Raw genomic sequence first — 15,067 nt, 5'->3', positions numbered from 1 at the left:
CGCACAGGCTTAGCGGTCCGGTGCCCGGGCTCGGGTGCCCCGAGTAGTGGGGCGAGCCTGCCGCGAGCGGGGGTGCAGGTCCGGTGGCCTCCTCAAGCGTGGTGTTTCGTGCCGCCGGATGCTTCGCAATCGCGACGGCAGCCCTCTCCCCACCCACGTGCACACCACCCGCACGGCAGCCCTCTCCCCACCCACGTGCACGCCCCTCCCCGCCCACGCGCGCACCACCGGGGCGACAGCCCCTGACCCACAACGTCCACGGCATCGGCCCGACCCGAAGGACCACACCATGAGCCTGACCTTCCACTGGTTCCTGCCAACGAGCGGAGACAGCAGGGGGATCGTCGGCGGCGGCCACGGCGCCGCGCAGGACGCCGCCGACCGCACCCGCGAACCCACCGTCGACTACCTCGCCCAGATCGCCCGCGCCGCCGACCGGCTCGGCTTCGAGGGCGTCCTCACCCCGACCGGTACGTGGTGCGAGGACGCCTGGCTGGCGACGTCCGCGCTGATCGCGCAGACCGAGCGGCTGAAGTTCCTCGTCGCCTTCCGACCCGGCCTGACCTCGCCGACCCTTGCCGCGCAGATGGCGACGACCTTCCAGCGCCTCAGCGGGGGACGTCTGCTGCTCAACGTGGTCACCGGGGGTGAGTCGGCGGAGCAGCGCGGCCACGGCGACTTCCTCGACAAGGACGCCCGCTACGCGCGCACTGGGGAGTTCCTGGAGATCGTGTCGCGGCTGTGGGACGCGGAGACCGTCGACTTCGCAGGCACCCACCTGCGGGTCGAGGGCGCCCGGCTGGGCCGGGTCCCCGAACCGCGCCCGCAGGTGTACTTCGGCGGGTCCTCGCCCGCCGCGCTGGACGTCGCGGCCCGCCACGTCGACACCTACCTCACGTGGGGCGAGCCGCCCGACGCCGTCGCGGCGAAGATCGCCGCCGTCCGGGAACGCGCCGCGGCGCACGGCCGCACACTGCGGTTCGGCATACGGCTGCACGTCATCACCCGCGACACGGCGGCGCAGGCGTGGGCCGAGGCCGACCGGCTGCTCTCCCGGATCAGTCCGGACGCGATCGCCAAGGCGCAGGCCGGGTTCGCCACCAGCGAGTCGGAGGGGCAGCGGCGGATGCGCGAGCTGCACAACGGCCGCACCGACGCCTTGGAGATCCACCCCAACCTGTGGGCCGGGGTGGGACTGGTGCGCGGCGGGGCGGGCACCGCGCTGGTCGGCTCGCACGCGGAGGTCGCCGACCGGATCGAGGAGTACCACCGCATCGGCATCGACGAGTTCGTCCTGTCCGGCTACCCGCACCTGGAGGAGGCGTACTGGTTCGCCGAAGGAGTGCTCCCGCTGCTGCGCGAACGGGGCCGGTGGACTCCCCCGTCCCCCTCCACTGGTTCCACCGGGTCCGTCGCCCCGATGGCAGCGGACGCCGGGGCAACGGACGCCGCCGCCCGGCTCTGAGTCCACACCGCCGACGATGGATGCCCACGCGCCCACCCGCACCGCTCGCCCTCGCGCGGCTCTGAGCCCACACCGCCGACGATGCCCGCGCACCGCCCGCACCGCTCGCCCCGCGCGGCTCAGCGCAACTCTGAGCCCGCGACAAGCCCACCACAATGAACAGGACCGCACCCGATGAGCATCACCGTCGTCGTCGGCAACCCCCGCGCCCACTCCCGAACGTCCGCCGCCGCGCGCACCGCGGCCCGCGCGGTCGCCGCCGAGGTCGGCACCGCGGGCGAGGCCGACGTGATCGAACTGGCCGAACTCGCCCCGGTACTCCTCCAGCCGGGGGAGCGCCATCCCGACGCCGCCCACGCGCTGGAGCGGGTGCTGGCGGCCCGCGTACTGGTCGTCGCCAGCCCCACCTACAAGGCCACCTACACCGGGCTCCTCAAGGTGTTCCTCGACCAGATCGGCACCGGCGGGCTCGCGGGCACCGTCGCCCTGCCGCTGCTGGTCGTCGGCTCGCCGGCGCACACACTCGCCGTCGAGGTGCACCTGCGCCCGCTGCTGGTGGAACTCGGCGCGCTCGTCCCCTCGCCGGGCCTCGCCCTGCCAGAGTCCGACCTGCCCCGAGTGGCCGCGATCGCCGAGGAGTGGGCCGCCGCGGTCGCCCCGGCCGTCCGGACTGCACTGCACCAGGGCGCCATCACCCGCTGATTCGACCGACACCGGCGACCCCCACCGCACTGGACCGCCGACGTCGGCGCCAACAGCGACCCGCGTCCCAATGGACCACGATGCCGCTGCGCGCTGACCCGGCGCCGACGACCCGCCAACGAAAGTCCGGAGGGAATCACCGTGACCGCAGCCAACGCCACCGAGCACCAGGACAGGACCGTGAACGGCTCCGCGGCCGGTTCCACCGATCCGGACGCCGGGCAGGTCGACTCCGCCCGGTTCCGGCAGACGCTCAGTCGGCACGCCGCAGGGGTCACGGCGGTCACCGCGCTGGTCGACGGGCGGCCCGTCGGCCTCACGGCGACGTCGTTCACGAGCGTGAGCGCCGACCCGCCGCTGGTCTCGTTCTACGTCGCCGACACGTCATCGACCTGGGTTCGGATGCGGCGGGCGGACCGCTTCGCCGTCCACCTGCTCGCCGACGACCAGGGCGACCTCGCCACGCGGTTCGCCACCCAGGGGATCGACCGCTTCGCCCCGCCGACACGGTGGACCACCGATTGGAACGGCCCGCCGATCCTCGCCGGAACAAGCGCCCACCTGGTCTGCCACCGCCACACCACCGTGCGGGTCGCCGACCACTGGCTGGTGGTCGGCCGAGTCGCCAAGACATCGATAGACGAGTCCAAACGCCCACTCCTCTACCTCCACCACACCTACGGCCGCTTCACCCCCCTCCCCCGCCCCGACTGACCCCGCACCCGGGGCGATGCAGAGGTCAGGGTGCTACAGCGTCCCGTCCTTGACGTCGCGCAGCAGGGCCGCCCACTGCCCTGTCGGGAAACTCAGGCACCCATCGGCAGGGAAGCGTGAGTCGCGCACCAGCACCCCCTCAGGAAGCTCTGCGACCTCCACGCAGTGGCCACCACTCGCATTGCTATAGCTGCTCTTCCGCCACGCGTGAATCTCAGACCGCATGTTCAAAAACCTCCTCTAATGACCTTTTCGACCAGTTCGCGTGACTGCTGCGGGGGCAACGCTACGCCCCGCAGGTCACCGAAGGTACGGGAGCACCTCCCCGTCGCATCGACGTCATCGACCACCGAACCGCCCAGCGCGGTCTCAAGGTAGACGACTTCACCGACGTCAGGACCAATGATGAGGCGGAAGGCGCCAGAGAGTCCCGGGTGCCTCGTAGTCGAGAACGGGACGATCTGAAGCACGGTCCTCGCATCGGCGGCCATATCGAGCAGGCTTGCCAATTGGTCCTTCATGACGCCGTCTCCACCGATCGGACGGCGAACCGCGATCTCGTCCAGAACGATGAGCATTATGGGCGGTCGGTCACCGGAAAGAATGTCCTTCCGGCGCATCCGTGCCTCTACGAGCGCTTCGATCTCGTCATCGGTGTCATCCGGACGGCCATCGCGAAGGATGGTGCGCGCATAGTCCGCTGACTGTAGGGGGCCGGGGATCAGCAGCGGATCGTACTCACGGAACTCCGTCGCTTGCTGTTCGAGCTCCAGGATGTTCTTGAACCATGATGGCGTCCCCGCACTGGAGGACATGGACTCCAGCAGTCGCCTGAGTTTGCCGCCTGTAGAGAGCGCCAGGTCGATTGCATCGACATAGTCCGATTTCACACCTCGGGTCCCCCTCTCGATCGCACTCAGCATCCCCGCCTGGATCGGGAGCAGCTTGCATAGCTCCTCCTGGGAAAGACCTGCTTGTTCGCGCAGTCGTCGCACTTGGAGGCCGAGCCTGCGCCGCTGGGGGTCGTAGTTTCCTTTCATATAGTAGATAAGAGCACCGAGACCCTACTCACGTCTACACCATGGACTAGATCCCCGCAGGTCAGTAGAACGACTGGAATTCTCCTTTCGGTAGATGGATCATCGATTCTGTGCAGGCCAAGTCAGACACCTAATTCTTTGAGTGACAACGGTCCTGCACTTCGTCTTCGCACATTGGAGGTTCCCCGATGAGTGTGGCCATCCCCGACGGCGTCAGTCTGTCCGTGTCGATCGTGCAGGTCATCGACGGCGGTGAGCCGGACGACAGCGGTCTTTGCTTCGCGGGCATGCGCTCGCCCCTCTCTGGCGGGTTTGGTCCGCATTGCGCGTGCGCGGCTGCCGCCCTCCCCTACGACCTGTGGGAGTCCATAGAACGCCACGATCTCTACTCCCGCGGCACCAGCATCTGGGTGCGGACCATCACCCCCGACGACACGACGCCGCTGCCCGAAGGAGCCGTCGTGCTGGAGACGCATACCGTCATCGTCGGCACTATTTGACTCGCCACCTGGCCGCCCCCGGTCCCCGGGGGCGGCCGTCACGGATGCGGGCGGATCTACGCCAGCTGGCCCGAAATGCGCTCGCGTACTTGCTCGGCGCGGGAGTCGCCATAGTCGGCGAGCAACCTCAACGCCTCGCTCCAGAGGCGGCGGGCTTCGTCAGGACGGTCGTCTCGCACCACGGTCGCGAGCCCGTCGAGTGCCATAGCCTCGTACCAGGCGTGGCCGAGTTCCTGCTGCACCGCGGCCGCCCTGCGGTGGAAGTCGGCCGCCTCGCTTAGGCGACCCAGTCGGCCGTACGCCTCGCCCGCCCCCTGCCAGGCACGTGCTTCACGGCTGCGGTCGCCTTGGCGACGCTGAAGTGTGGCGGACCGCTGGTAGGCGATCAGGGCTTCGTCGAAGTGGCCGAGCGCCTGCTGAGTATCTCCGAACGCCAGTAGCCAATGGCCTTCCAGCACGTGGTCGCGAAGGTCCGCGGCAATCTCCAGCGCATCGTTCGCCGCCTTCGCGGCCTTGTCCGGTTCGCCCCGATCGAGGTGTACCCCGCTGACGATCCGCAAGGCGTTTCCCAAACTCCGCTTGCTTCCCAACTCGCGATGTGCAGCCATGGCCCTGCGGATCGAGTCTTCGGCCTCCTGAAGACGCCCCGCCTGGTGCCGTGCTTCGGCGAGGTTGGCGACGGATACTGCCTCCCAGTGGCGCTCGCCGAGTTCACCGAAAGCCGTGATCGCCTGGGCAAAGCACACCTCAGCGTCGTGCAGCCTCCTCACCCGCAGGTGGATAAGGCCGATGGCGTTCAGGGCTGCGGCCTGGCCCGAACGCTCGCCCAACTCTTGCCAAATCTCCAAGGCTCCGTACTGGTAGTCGAGTCCTTCCGTAGTCCGGTGGATCTGGACATGGCCGAACCCGAGGTTCTCCAGTAATTTCGCTTCGGCGGCACGGTCGCCGATCCTGCGCGCGACGCGCAGGCCGATGCGCCCCATCTCAAGCCAGTCGGTGACGACAGCGGATGGTGCCTGTGCGTTCCAAAGGACTGCGGCCAGGAGCCAGGCGTGCCGTTCGAATCCGGCCTGCTCCGCAGCCCGTACCGCCGGGAGGAAATTGGCGTGCTCTTGCTCAGCCCAATCCACGGCGCGGTCGTAGTCGGGGAAGGACAATGGCGCAGCCGCTTCAGCCGGAACGTCGAGCGGCAGGTGGTCTTCAGCAGGTTCGATCCAGCTTTGTGCGGAGTCGGCGGTATGTAGATACCAATCGAGCATGCGACGCGTCGCCAAATCCCGCTGACCAGCGGATTCTTCATGCTGAGCTTGCTCTGCGGCAAAAACACGCAGCAGGTCATGGAATTCATACCGGTCGGGTGCGGTCTGCTCCAGGACAAAGGCTCCGACCAGTACGTCCAGCAGTTGTCGCACCCGTCGCACACTCGTGCCCGCCAGGGCGGCAGCCGCACCAATGCCGAACTCGGGCCCCGGATGCAGGCCGAGCAGCCGAAACAGGCGTGCGGCCGCCGGCTGCAACGCCCGATAGGACCAGGCGAACACTGACCGGACCGCGTCGGCCTCCTCGTCATCCGTGCTCAACGCCTCCCAGAGTGCCGACTCGTCCTTCAGGTCGCTGATCAGTTCGGCCAGCCGCATATGCGGTCGTGTCACGGCACGCTCCGCTGCGATACACAGGGCCAAGGGCAATCGCGCACACAGGCGGGCCAACTCGGCCAGCGCGTCCGCGTCATCCTCAGGCCGATACCCGGCGATGACGGCACGTAGGAGCGCGACCGCCTCCGCTTCGGGCAGAACCCCAAGGGTGAGACGGTGCGCTCCATCGTGGACCGCGAGACCGGACATCCGGCCGCGACTGGTCACGATGACCAGGCAGTCGGAGTTTCCCGGCAGTAGAGGGCGAACCTGGGTGACCGCTGCGGCATTGTCCAACAGGATCAACATGCTTCGCTCGGCCAGCAGCGAGCGGTAGAGCGCGGCAGCGGCCTCGGTATCCTGTGGGATCGCTTGAACGGGAACACCCAAGGCGATGATGAACCGGTTCAGGGCATCGCCAGCCGCGACCGGTTCCCCTGGGTCATAACCGCGCAGGTTGACATAAAGCTGCCCGTCCGCGAACCGGTCCTGCACCAGATGCGCCCAGTGCAATGCCAATGCCGTCTTACCGGCGCCCGCGGTCCCGGCGATCACGCAGAGGGACACGGCGTGGTGATCGGCTTCTGCGCTCGCCAGGATCGCGTTGAGTCCGTCCAATTCCTGGGAGCGGTTGACAAAACCCCGCACATCCCGCGGGAGCTGCTGAGGTCGGGGAGGCCCGAACTCGCCTGCTCCACGCTGCTCGTGCGCGTGGAAGTGGACTCCACCCCTGACGTTCCCGGCTTGGACTACATCGCGCGACGACCCCGACAGCTCGGAATGCGATCCATTGTTCCGGTCCTCGTCACCACTCCGCATCCTCGCTGCTCACCTATTCTCCGGCCAGCGGCGCGGGGAGTTCGACTACACGGCGGTCCGTGTAGGAGATCACGTCCTCGCCTGCCACGAAGAGATCCTTGATGAAGGATTCCCACCGCTTGGCAAGGTCGGAGTCAGTGAACCGGATTCCCCCGTCCAGGACCCCGGACTCCGTGTAGACCACCTCGTAGAGTGTTCGGCCGCCGAGGACCACGACCTCGGGCAAGAGCTGGAACCTCTCCCATGGGCCCAGGTCCTCTGCCTGGATTACGCGAATCGGGTGCCCACATTCTTCCTGCACACGCAGGGCATGCAACTCCCACTGCAAATACGGTGTTAGTGGTTCCTGCACAACACGCACCCGATGGAAGAGGTGTCCACGTTTTTCATCCTCTAGCGCCGAGACACGCAGTTCATCCCGTTCCGCATCGAGAAGCCTCAATGACTCACGCCATTTCCCTAGTCGAAACGCCTCTCGACTGGGATCACCTTTCTCATAGAAGTACTGTCGCCGCTCAAACTTCCACGAGGGACGGTCGACGACCTCCCCATCTCGCTTCCGAAAGTCGCGGCGGTAGTCGTCCAGGGCAAGTCGTCTTCCCATCGAGGGAGGAAGATCCAGGACGAGGCGGTCACTCATCGGCGATATCCGGCTTCGCAGCGGTGAGCATATTTCCCGGAATGACGACCAACCGTTCATCTGGAGAAATTTGAACGTTCTCCGGGAGACGTGAATTATAGCTATCGGTAAGATCTCTTCCAATTACGGCAATATCACCGTTATCGAGGCGCCAGATGTCCGGACACCCGTCTCTGCCCTTTGAATCCCCCAACTCCTCAGCTGATTTCCCCAATCGCTTCGCGAATTTCGCCGACGGATCGGCCTCCCAAGGACGTTCCATCTCGCCACCCATCTTCGATTCACACGCGTCGTGAATATCGTACGGGCTGCAAAGATCGTATGTAATGCCTTGATCGGATCCGGTGGGAGCTCATTGGGGGCTCCTAACGATCTAGGGTGTAGTTGCGGCCTAATAGGCGCCGAGTGGCCCGGGGCCACCGATCCTCCCAGGTGGGGTGGTCGTCCTGGTAGGAGGACCGTCGGTGGGCCCGCCGCGTGGTGTCCTCCGTGCGGCTACCGCTCTCGGACTGCGTAGGTCAGGTGGGTCACCCGCTGTGTCGGCTCCGCGCGGATCTGTTCCAGGGCCACGCGGCCCGCGTCCACGCCCTCGAACAGGCGGATTCCGGAGCCGAACAGCACGGGTGAGAGCGCGATCGTGAACTCGTCGACCAGGCCGGCGTTCACGTACTCCAGGATCGTTGCGCCACCGCCCGCGATGCGGACGTCGCGATCACCGGCCGCCTCGCGGGCCTGGTCGAGCGCGGACTCGATGCCGTCGTTGACGAAGTGGAACGCGGTCCCGCCCGGCCGCTCCCAGGGGTCGCGCTTGGTGTGCGTCACGACAAAGACCGGCGTGTGGAACGGCGCCTCCTCCGGCCACATCTGCTCGCCCGCGTCGAACATGCGCTTGCCCATCACGCTCGCGCCGGTGCGCTCGAACGTCTCCCGAACGATGTCGTTGTCGCGCCCCTCCTCGCCGCCCCCGCCGAGCTTCAGGTTCTCCCGGAAGAACCGCAGCGGGAAGACCCACCGCTGAAGTTCCATCCACTGCCGCTTCATCAGTTCTTCGGAGGACTCGGGCGCGATGAAGCCGTCCAGCGACATCGACACGCTGAAGAACACCTTTCCGGCCATCAGTCCTCCGCTCCCTTCCGGACGTTCGCGGTGACGTAGGCAGCCAGGTTGCCGAGGGTCTGCTTTCCGGCCTCGATCGCGTGGTACTTCTCGACCGCCTCGTCGCGCAGCTCCTTGGTGGGGAACACCGCGCGCATTTCGATCCGGGTCGCCGCACCGTCGGCCTCGAACCTCAGGACCGACTCGAAGGCGTTCGGGTCATCGCGGGACTCACCGTGGAGCATCGCGATCCGTTCCGGCGGAGCGATCTCGGTCCAGGTGATCCACTCCTGGTAGTCCGTCCCGTCCGGTCCGTGCATCACGAAGTCCCACTCCCCGCCGACGCGGAACTCGAAGGACCGCGTGGTCGTGGTGAACCCCTCCGGCCCCCACCACTGCGACAGGTGCCGCACTTCGGTGAACGCCTCGAACACCAGCTCTCGTGGAGCGTCGATGCCCCGGGAGACCACGACCTCGCGGTCGGCCGTCGCGGACTGCGCCGGCGCTCCTCGTCCTGTCTCACTCATCAGCTACTCCTCCTGCCTTGCCTGCTTCAGGTCCTGCACGTAGGCGTCCAGCCTGTCGAAGCTCTCGTTCCAGAACCGCTCGAACCCGCCGGTCCACTCATGGACCGCTCGCAGCCCACGGGCGTCCAGCTCGTAGAGGCGCTGCTTGCCTGCCTTGCGGTCGCGCACCAGCCCGACCTCCCGGAGCACCCGCAGGTGCTTGGACGCCCCCGGCTGGGACACCCCCATCTCCCGGGACAACTCGGTCACCGACCGCTCACCGGCCCGCAACAGCACCAGGATCTCCCGGCGCTGAGGCTCGGCGATCGCATTGAAGACGTCCGACGTCGTCGCTGCTCGTGCCATGTTAGCCATCATATACCCATATCGGAATACGTTGGACCGGAGAAATCAGGCGGGTTGTGTCGGATGACGATCGCGAGCCGGCCTGCGATGCCGTTCGGGGTGGCCGCTAGAGGGACTGGCCGGGTTCGAGGTGGGCGAGGGCCTGGTCCAGTGCCTCGACGGGGTCGACGTCCGGTGCGTGCAGGGAGTCGAGGAGGGCGCCGAGGCTGACGCCCACTACGGCGTCGGCGAGGGCGCGCACCGCGGGGTCGTCGGGGCCGCGGCCGCACCTGCCAGCGATGAGGTCGCGGACCATGGACCGGCTCTTGGTGACGATCTCGACGTTCGCGGCCCAGACTTCCGGGATCGCGAGCCACGCCAGGTCGCGCTCGTAGCGTGCGGACCGCTCGGCGGGGGTGAGGTCGGCGAAGACCGCGCGGATCGCTTCGCGCAGTGCCCCGATAGAGCCCAACTCGGGCGGCTGCGCCTCGAACGCCTCCCGGGCGGCGTCGGCGAGCGGGAAGTAGTCGGCCAGGACGGCGAGGTCGTGCTTTGCCGGGAAGTAGCGGAAGACCGTGCTGGGGGCGACGTCGGCGGCCTCCGCCACCTGGTCGACGGTGGTGGCCTGGTAGCCCTGCTCGCGGAACAGCCGCAGGGCGTGCCCCTGGATCGCCGTCTTGGTGCGGACCCTCTTGCGCTCCCAGCGCCCGCTGCGGGCGGCTTCCGTCGTTGTGCTCATGCGCGGATCGCGTGTACTCCCGTCTGGCCGTGCGGCGTGCTCGGGGGGATCCCCTGCGAGGTCGCGGCGCCGCAGAGCGCCCACAGCCTATCGGCTGCGCCGCCGATCCGCGGGACGTCTCGTAGCCGTTGGCTTCATCGGACGCTTCGCCCGGACGCTTCGCGGCCGCGGCGGCGGCCACCTCTCCCCTGTGCGGGCCCCCTGCGGTGCGCGGCCCGCACTCAGTCCTCACTCGAACCTTGGTTAGGAGTCTACTCCTATTTTGGTTGTCAACTCTTAAAATAGGAGTACTCTCCTATTATTGTCCGCACGTTCGAGAGGCGCCGTCATGGCCAGAAACCCTGCGAGGACCACCGGGGCCGGTTCCGAACCCGTCGCCCTGCCGACCGGGCGCGCTCCGGGCTGCCCCTTCGACCCCCCGCCCGAGCTCGACCGGCTGCGCACCGCGGAACCCCTCACCCGCATGGCGTACTTCGACGGGCACGTCGGCTGGCTGGTGACGAACCACGCGACGGCGCGCGCCGTCCTGGCGGACCCGCGGTTCAGCAACCGGCCCGACGTCAAGCACACCGTCTTCGCGACGGTTCCCCGGCCCGGAGGCGCGCGGCAGCCGGCGGCGCCCGGCTGGTTCATCAACATGGACCCGCCCGACCACACCCGCTATCGGCGGATGCTCACCGGCCGGTTCACCGTGCACCGCATGCGCCGGCTGGAGCCGCGGATCGCCGCGATCACCGCCGACCGCCTCGACGCCATGGAGCGGGCCGGGACCTCGACCGACCTGGTGTCGGCGTTCGCGCTGCCGATCCCCTCCCTGGTGATCTGCGAACTCCTCGGCGTCCCCTACTCCGATCACACGCTGTTCGAGGAGCAGAGCAGTGTCATGGTCGACCTGGAGAGCACCGAGCAGCAGACCATGGCCGCGTTGGGCACGCTCACCGACTACCTGGCCGGACTGGTGCGGCGCACGCGCACGGCGCCGGGCGACGACCTGCTCGGCGGCCTCGTCGCAGAGGGCGAACTCAGCGACGAGGAGCTGACCAACATCGCGCTGATCCTGCTCGTGGCCGGGCATGAGACCACGGCGAACATGCTGGCGCTGGGGACCTTCGCGCTCCTCCGGCACCCGCGGCAGCTCGCCGCGTTCCGCGCCGACGACGCACTGGCGGCGAACGCCGTCGAGGAACTGCTGCGCTACCTGTCGATCCTGCACCTCGGCGCGCCCACCCGGGCCGCGCTGGAGGACGTCGAACTGGACGGCCGACTCGTCCGCAAGGGCGAGACGGTGATGGTGTCGCTGCCCGCGGTCAACCGCGATCCCGACATGTTCCCCGACTCGGCCGACCTCCGGCTCGACCGGACGGGGGCCCGCCGCCACCTCGCGTTCGGGCACGGCGTCCACCAGTGCCTGGGCCAGCAGCTCGCCCGCGTCGAGATGCGCATCGCCTACCGCGCACTGTTCGAGCGGTTCCCCGGGCTGCGGCTGGCGGTCCCCGCCGCCGAGGTCCCCCTCCGCGAGACCTCGGCGGTCTACGGGGTCCGGCGGCTCCCCGTCACCTGGGCGGCGCCGTCGTGAGGATCGGCACCGACCGCGAGGCGTGCGCGGGGGCGGGGATGTGCGCGCTGACCGCCCCCGCCGTCTTCACACAGGACGACGATGACGGCCGCGTCGTCGTCCTGGAACGAGAGCCCGACGGGGAGGACGCCGAGGCGGCGCGGGCCGCCGTGCGGCTGTGCCCCTCGCGGGCGATCACACTTTCCGACTGACGACTGACAGCGGCGCCGGGGCCGCGGCGCCGCGCAGCAGGCAACACGCCCCGGCGCCGCGGCCTGGCTTGCTGGACCAGGCGTCGCGGGACTTCTGCGGGGTGGTCCCGGCGGCGTGGTCCCGGCGCCGTGGCTCAAGGGCCGCCGAGGCGGGTGGTGATGCGGTCGGCCGCCGCGCGGCAGGCCGTCCCGAGCTCGTCGGGGTCCTTGGGCATGCGGTAGTCGGGGCCGGTGATGTTGAGTGCGGCGACGCAGCGCCCGGCGGCGTCGAAGACGGGCGCCGCGACCCCCGCGAGGCCCTCCTCGAACTCCGAGCCCGCATAGGCCCAGCCGCGTTCGCGCACCCGGTCGAGCGCCTTGGCGAGGACGCTGGGGTCGGTGATCGTCCACTCGGTGTACCGCTCCAGCTCCGTCTCCAGCGCTGCCGGGCGCCCGACGGCGAAGGCGAGGAAGACCTTGCCGTCGGAGGTGGCGTGCAGGGGGAAGCGGCGGCCGAGCCACTGCCGGGCGCCGATGACGTGCCGCCCGGGCGCCTCGGCGATGTCGATGCTGCGGTCGCCGTCGACCTGGGAGAGCGCGACGGTCTCGCCGACGCGCTCCACGAGCGCGTCCATAATGGGCCGGGCCTCGTTCAGCAGGTCGGGGCTCGTGAGGCCGAGGAGGCCGAGGCGGCGCAGCTCCGGGCCGACGCGGTAGCGCTCGGAGTCGGCGGAGCGCTCCAGGAACCCGCGCAGTGCGAGGGTCGCGGCGAGCCGGGACGCGCTGCTGTGGTGGATCCCCAGGCTCGCGGCGAGTTCGCCGACGCCGAGTTCGCGGTGGTCCTGGTCGAACACCTGGAGGACCTGAAGCGCCCGGTCGACGGTTTCCAGCGGTTTCATGCGTTCAAGTATGGCGGTCGACGGCGCGGTGTTGACGTTCGGTACCGTGCTATATGAGCATTGCCGTGCAATTTGAGCACAACGAAGGAGGTCCCGGTGATCGACTGCGACGTGCACAACGGGTGGGACTCCGCCCGCGTCCTCCTCCCCTACCTGGATCGGAGCTTCCGCGACTACCTCGACCGGGGCGAGCTGCCCGGCGGCCGCGACTCGTTCCCCCACGGGCACCGCGCCTGGCTGCACCCCGAGGGCTACATGCGCTACGACACCCTCCCGCCGAGCGGCGGCGCCCCCGCCACCGACTACGCCTACATGTGCGAGCAGCTGCTGGACCGCTACGACCTGGACTACGCGATCCTGCTCGGCGAGGAGGGCATGGAGGTGTCCACGCTCGCCAACCCCTACTACGCGAGCGCGCTGGCGCGCGCCCACAACGACTGGGTCCTCGACACCTGGGCGCCGCTGGACGACCGGCTGCGGATCTCCATCACCGTCGCCCCGCAGGACCCCGAGGGCGCCGCCGCCGAGATCCGCCGGGTCGGCGGCCACCCCAGCGTGTCGCAGGTCGTGGTGACGTCGGGCTCGCAGCGCCCCTACGGCGACCCCTTCTTCCACCCCATGTGGGAGGCCGCATCGGAGATGCGGCTGCCGATCGCCGCGCACCTCGGCGGCCAGGGCGGCGTCAACGCCAACCCCACCGGAACGGGCCCGCCCACCTTCTACTGGGAGACCCACGCCATGCTGTGCGAGACGGGCATGGGCCACCTCGCCAGCGTCCTCGCGCACGGCGTCTTCGAGCGCTACCCGCACACCCGGCTGGTCCTGGTCGAGTGCGGGGTCGCGTGGCTGCCCGCCGTCCTGTGGCGACTCGACGCCGACTACACGGCGCTGCGCAAGGAGACGCCGTGGCTCAAGCGGCTGCCCAGCGAGTACGCCCACGAGTTCGTCCGCGTCACCACCCAGCCGCTGGAGCGGCCCCGCAACCCCGACGCGCTGTGGACCGCGCTGGACGACATCGGCGGGCGCGACATGCTCATGTTCGCCTCCGACTACCCCCACTGGGACTTCGACGACCCGTTCACCACCCGCTTCCCCGCCGAGTGGCGCGACGCCGTCCTCGACGGCAACGCCCGCGCCCTCTACCGGCTGCCCGCGGCCCGGCCACGCGAGGAGGCCGCCGGTGCGGGTGCTTGACAGCGACACCGACGGGCGGGTGACCGCCTGCCGGGAGGACGAACTCGGCGACGGCGAGCGGCTGCTCCTCAAGGTGGGCCGCCGGCGGATCGGGCTGTTCCGCGTCGACGGCCGGTTCTTCGCCCTGCACGGCGTCTGCCCGCACGCCGGCGGCGCGCTGTGTGAAGGCCCGCTGACAGGCACCACGCGCACCGCCGACGACTTCTTCGGATTCGAGTACGAGCGCGAGGGGCGCGTGCTGCGCTGCGCGTGGCACGGCTGGGAGTTCGACGTCGAGAGCGGGCAGTCCCTCGCCGACCCGGGGCTCCGGGCGCGCTCCTACCCCGTCCGGATCGACGACGGCGCGGTCGTCATCGACCTGCGGCCGCCGCGCCGCACCACCACCTAGGAGGATCGACCATGCGGACCGTGAGCTTCCGGCAGATGTCCGAGGGGACCAAGGAGGACTACCTCTTCCTCGCCGAACGGGAGACCGAGATCAAGCGCGGGCTGCCCGACCGGCTCCTCGCCGCGCTGGAGTCGCTGAAGGACTCCTTCGACGGCTACCAGGTCACCCGCTACGAGCACAGCCTCCAGGCCGCCACCCGCGCGCACCGCGACGGCCGCCCCGAGGACTACGTGGTGGCAACCCTGCTCCACGACCTCGGCGACGACCTGGCCCCCGACAACCACAGCGAGATGGCGGCCGCCATCGTGCGCCCCTACGTCAGCGAGCAGGTGCACTGGATCGTCAAGCACCACGGCGCGTTCCAGATGTACTACTACGCCCACCACTACGGGGACGACCGCAACGCCCGCGACCACTTCGCCGACAGCCCCCACTACCAGGCGTGCGTCGACTTCTGCGAGCTGTACGACCAGGCCAGCTTCGACCCCGACTACGACACGCTGCCCCTCGACGTCTTCGAGCCGATGGTTCGCCGGGTGATCGACCCCGAACGGCCCTGGACCCAGGGCGCCTGACCCGGGCACGGGGCGCGTGACCCGGGCCCCGCGGATGCCCCCCGTGTCACCGGGGCATCCGCGGGG

General features: G+C 69.2%; 19 protein-coding genes. 9 read left to right on the top strand and 10 right to left on the bottom strand.

Annotation, left to right across the window (positions count from 1 at the left end; translation table 11 throughout):
* Positions 1–289 precede the first annotated feature (289 nt).
* The 3 genes from CLV63_RS27220 (at position 290) to CLV63_RS27210 (ending at position 2,881) form a co-directional block, all read left to right on the top strand.
* On the top strand, positions 290–1,465 hold the full coding sequence (locus CLV63_RS27220) for an LLM class flavin-dependent oxidoreductase (RefSeq protein ID WP_106586091.1): 1,176 nt from the start codon (positions 290–292) through the stop codon (positions 1,463–1,465).
* 174 nt (positions 1,466–1,639) lie between these two features.
* Complete coding sequence (locus CLV63_RS27215) at positions 1,640–2,167, top strand: NADPH-dependent FMN reductase (RefSeq protein ID WP_106586090.1); 528 nt, start codon at positions 1,640–1,642, stop codon at positions 2,165–2,167.
* Between the two features lie 141 nt (positions 2,168–2,308).
* Positions 2,309–2,881 (top strand): flavin reductase family protein, encoded by a 573-nt coding sequence (locus CLV63_RS27210; RefSeq protein WP_394339815.1) that lies wholly within the window; start codon positions 2,309–2,311, stop codon positions 2,879–2,881.
* Between the two features lie 33 nt (positions 2,882–2,914).
* On the opposite strand, the gene CLV63_RS27205 is transcribed toward CLV63_RS27210, so the two are convergent.
* Both CLV63_RS27205 and CLV63_RS27200 read right to left on the bottom strand, forming a co-directional pair.
* On the bottom strand, positions 2,915–3,106 hold the full coding sequence (locus CLV63_RS27205; protein WP_106586089.1) for a DUF397 domain-containing protein: 192 nt from the start codon (positions 3,104–3,106) through the stop codon (positions 2,915–2,917).
* A gap of 2 nt (positions 3,107–3,108) precedes the next feature.
* Entirely contained in the window at positions 3,109–3,921 is an 813-nt protein-coding gene (locus CLV63_RS27200) for a helix-turn-helix domain-containing protein (protein WP_106586088.1), read from the bottom strand.
* Positions 3,922–4,109: 188 nt separating this feature from the next.
* Here CLV63_RS27200 and CLV63_RS27195 point away from each other — a divergent pair, with 188 nt between their 5' ends.
* Positions 4,110–4,421, top strand: a complete 312-nt coding sequence (locus CLV63_RS27195; RefSeq protein WP_106586087.1) for a hypothetical protein — start codon at positions 4,110–4,112, stop codon at positions 4,419–4,421.
* Between the two features lie 56 nt (positions 4,422–4,477).
* Here CLV63_RS27195 and CLV63_RS27190 read toward each other — a convergent pair whose 3' ends face one another.
* The 7 genes from CLV63_RS27190 to CLV63_RS27155 all read right to left on the bottom strand — a co-directional run bounded on the left by CLV63_RS27190 (position 4,478) and on the right by CLV63_RS27155 (position 10,199).
* The gene (locus tag CLV63_RS27190; RefSeq protein ID WP_211301498.1) at positions 4,478–6,673 is read right to left on the bottom strand and encodes an ATP-binding protein; all 2,196 of its coding nucleotides are present in this window, start codon (positions 6,671–6,673) and stop codon (positions 4,478–4,480) included.
* A gap of 214 nt (positions 6,674–6,887) precedes the next feature.
* Entirely contained in the window at positions 6,888–7,514 is a 627-nt protein-coding gene (locus CLV63_RS33795; RefSeq protein WP_170134342.1) for a DUF6879 family protein, read from the bottom strand.
* On the bottom strand, positions 7,507–7,776 hold the full coding sequence (locus tag CLV63_RS27175; protein WP_106586147.1) for a hypothetical protein: 270 nt from the start codon (positions 7,774–7,776) through the stop codon (positions 7,507–7,509). Before CLV63_RS27175 ends, CLV63_RS33795 begins: the two co-directional genes overlap by 8 nt.
* Before the next feature lie 233 nt (positions 7,777–8,009).
* Positions 8,010–8,630 carry a dihydrofolate reductase family protein gene (locus tag CLV63_RS27170; RefSeq protein ID WP_106586084.1) on the bottom strand — a complete coding sequence of 207 codons (621 nt, stop codon included), beginning with the start codon at positions 8,628–8,630 and terminating at the stop codon, positions 8,010–8,012.
* Positions 8,630–9,136 (bottom strand): SRPBCC family protein, encoded by a 507-nt coding sequence (locus CLV63_RS27165; RefSeq protein WP_106586083.1) that lies wholly within the window; start codon positions 9,134–9,136, stop codon positions 8,630–8,632. The genes CLV63_RS27170 and CLV63_RS27165 overlap by 1 nt, the downstream gene beginning before the upstream one ends.
* Before the next feature lie 3 nt (positions 9,137–9,139).
* Complete coding sequence (locus CLV63_RS27160; protein WP_106586145.1) at positions 9,140–9,481, bottom strand: ArsR/SmtB family transcription factor; 342 nt, start codon at positions 9,479–9,481, stop codon at positions 9,140–9,142.
* A 106-nt stretch (positions 9,482–9,587) separates the two neighbouring features.
* Positions 9,588–10,199, bottom strand: coding sequence for a TetR/AcrR family transcriptional regulator (locus CLV63_RS27155; protein WP_106586082.1), 612 nt, complete (start codon positions 10,197–10,199; stop codon positions 9,588–9,590).
* 328 nt (positions 10,200–10,527) lie between these two features.
* Here CLV63_RS27155 and CLV63_RS27150 point away from each other — a divergent pair, with 328 nt between their 5' ends.
* Complete coding sequence (locus CLV63_RS27150; protein WP_106586081.1) at positions 10,528–11,775, top strand: cytochrome P450; 1,248 nt, start codon at positions 10,528–10,530, stop codon at positions 11,773–11,775.
* Positions 11,772–11,966 carry a ferredoxin gene (locus tag CLV63_RS27145; RefSeq protein WP_106586080.1) on the top strand — a complete coding sequence of 65 codons (195 nt, stop codon included), beginning with the start codon at positions 11,772–11,774 and terminating at the stop codon, positions 11,964–11,966. Before CLV63_RS27150 ends, CLV63_RS27145 begins: the two co-directional genes overlap by 4 nt.
* Positions 11,967–12,100: 134 nt before the next feature.
* Here CLV63_RS27145 and CLV63_RS27140 read toward each other — a convergent pair whose 3' ends face one another.
* Entirely contained in the window at positions 12,101–12,844 is a 744-nt protein-coding gene (locus tag CLV63_RS27140; RefSeq protein WP_106586079.1) for an IclR family transcriptional regulator, read from the bottom strand.
* Between the two features lie 72 nt (positions 12,845–12,916).
* On the opposite strand from CLV63_RS27140, the gene CLV63_RS27135 reads away from it, so the two are divergent.
* From CLV63_RS27135 to CLV63_RS27125, 3 genes are read left to right on the top strand one after another with little or no spacing between them, the layout of a single operon-like run.
* Positions 12,917–14,038 carry an amidohydrolase family protein gene (locus tag CLV63_RS27135; RefSeq protein WP_106586078.1) on the top strand — a complete coding sequence of 374 codons (1,122 nt, stop codon included), beginning with the start codon at positions 12,917–12,919 and terminating at the stop codon, positions 14,036–14,038.
* Positions 14,025–14,426, top strand: a complete 402-nt coding sequence (locus CLV63_RS27130) for a Rieske (2Fe-2S) protein (RefSeq protein ID WP_106586077.1) — start codon at positions 14,025–14,027, stop codon at positions 14,424–14,426. Before CLV63_RS27135 ends, CLV63_RS27130 begins: the two co-directional genes overlap by 14 nt.
* Positions 14,427–14,437: 11 nt before the next feature.
* On the top strand, positions 14,438–15,001 hold the full coding sequence (locus tag CLV63_RS27125) for an HD domain-containing protein (protein ID WP_106586076.1): 564 nt from the start codon (positions 14,438–14,440) through the stop codon (positions 14,999–15,001).
* Positions 15,002–15,067: the final 66 nt, after the last annotated feature.

Source organism: Murinocardiopsis flavida, assembly GCF_003014485.1.
Lineage (GTDB): Bacteria > Actinomycetota > Actinomycetes > Streptosporangiales > Streptosporangiaceae > Murinocardiopsis > Murinocardiopsis flavida.
This window is presented reverse-complemented; position numbering and strand designations above follow the sequence as displayed.

Coding starts and splice junctions, on each gene's coding strand:
- CLV63_RS27220 (WP_106586091.1), top strand. CDS start 290: ATGAGCCTGACCTTCCACTGGTTCCTGCCAACGAGCGGAGACAGCAGG.
- CLV63_RS27215 (WP_106586090.1), top strand. CDS start 1,640: ATGAGCATCACCGTCGTCGTCGGCAACCCCCGCGCCCACTCCCGAACG.
- CLV63_RS27205 (WP_106586089.1), bottom strand. CDS start 3,106: ATGCGGTCTGAGATTCACGCGTGGCGGAAGAGCAGCTATAGCAATGCG.
- CLV63_RS27200 (WP_106586088.1), bottom strand. CDS start 3,921: ATGAAAGGAAACTACGACCCCCAGCGGCGCAGGCTCGGCCTCCAAGTG.
- CLV63_RS27195 (WP_106586087.1), top strand. CDS start 4,110: ATGAGTGTGGCCATCCCCGACGGCGTCAGTCTGTCCGTGTCGATCGTG.
- CLV63_RS33795 (WP_170134342.1), bottom strand. CDS start 7,514: ATGAGTGACCGCCTCGTCCTGGATCTTCCTCCCTCGATGGGAAGACGA.
- CLV63_RS27175 (WP_106586147.1), bottom strand. CDS start 7,776: ATGGAACGTCCTTGGGAGGCCGATCCGTCGGCGAAATTCGCGAAGCGA.
- CLV63_RS27170 (WP_106586084.1), bottom strand. CDS start 8,630: ATGGCCGGAAAGGTGTTCTTCAGCGTGTCGATGTCGCTGGACGGCTTC.
- CLV63_RS27165 (WP_106586083.1), bottom strand. CDS start 9,136: ATGAGTGAGACAGGACGAGGAGCGCCGGCGCAGTCCGCGACGGCCGAC.
- CLV63_RS27160 (WP_106586145.1), bottom strand. CDS start 9,481: ATGGCACGAGCAGCGACGACGTCGGACGTCTTCAATGCGATCGCCGAG.
- CLV63_RS27155 (WP_106586082.1), bottom strand. CDS start 10,199: ATGAGCACAACGACGGAAGCCGCCCGCAGCGGGCGCTGGGAGCGCAAG.
- CLV63_RS27150 (WP_106586081.1), top strand. CDS start 10,528: ATGGCCAGAAACCCTGCGAGGACCACCGGGGCCGGTTCCGAACCCGTC.
- CLV63_RS27140 (WP_106586079.1), bottom strand. CDS start 12,844: ATGAAACCGCTGGAAACCGTCGACCGGGCGCTTCAGGTCCTCCAGGTG.
- CLV63_RS27125 (WP_106586076.1), top strand. CDS start 14,438: ATGCGGACCGTGAGCTTCCGGCAGATGTCCGAGGGGACCAAGGAGGAC.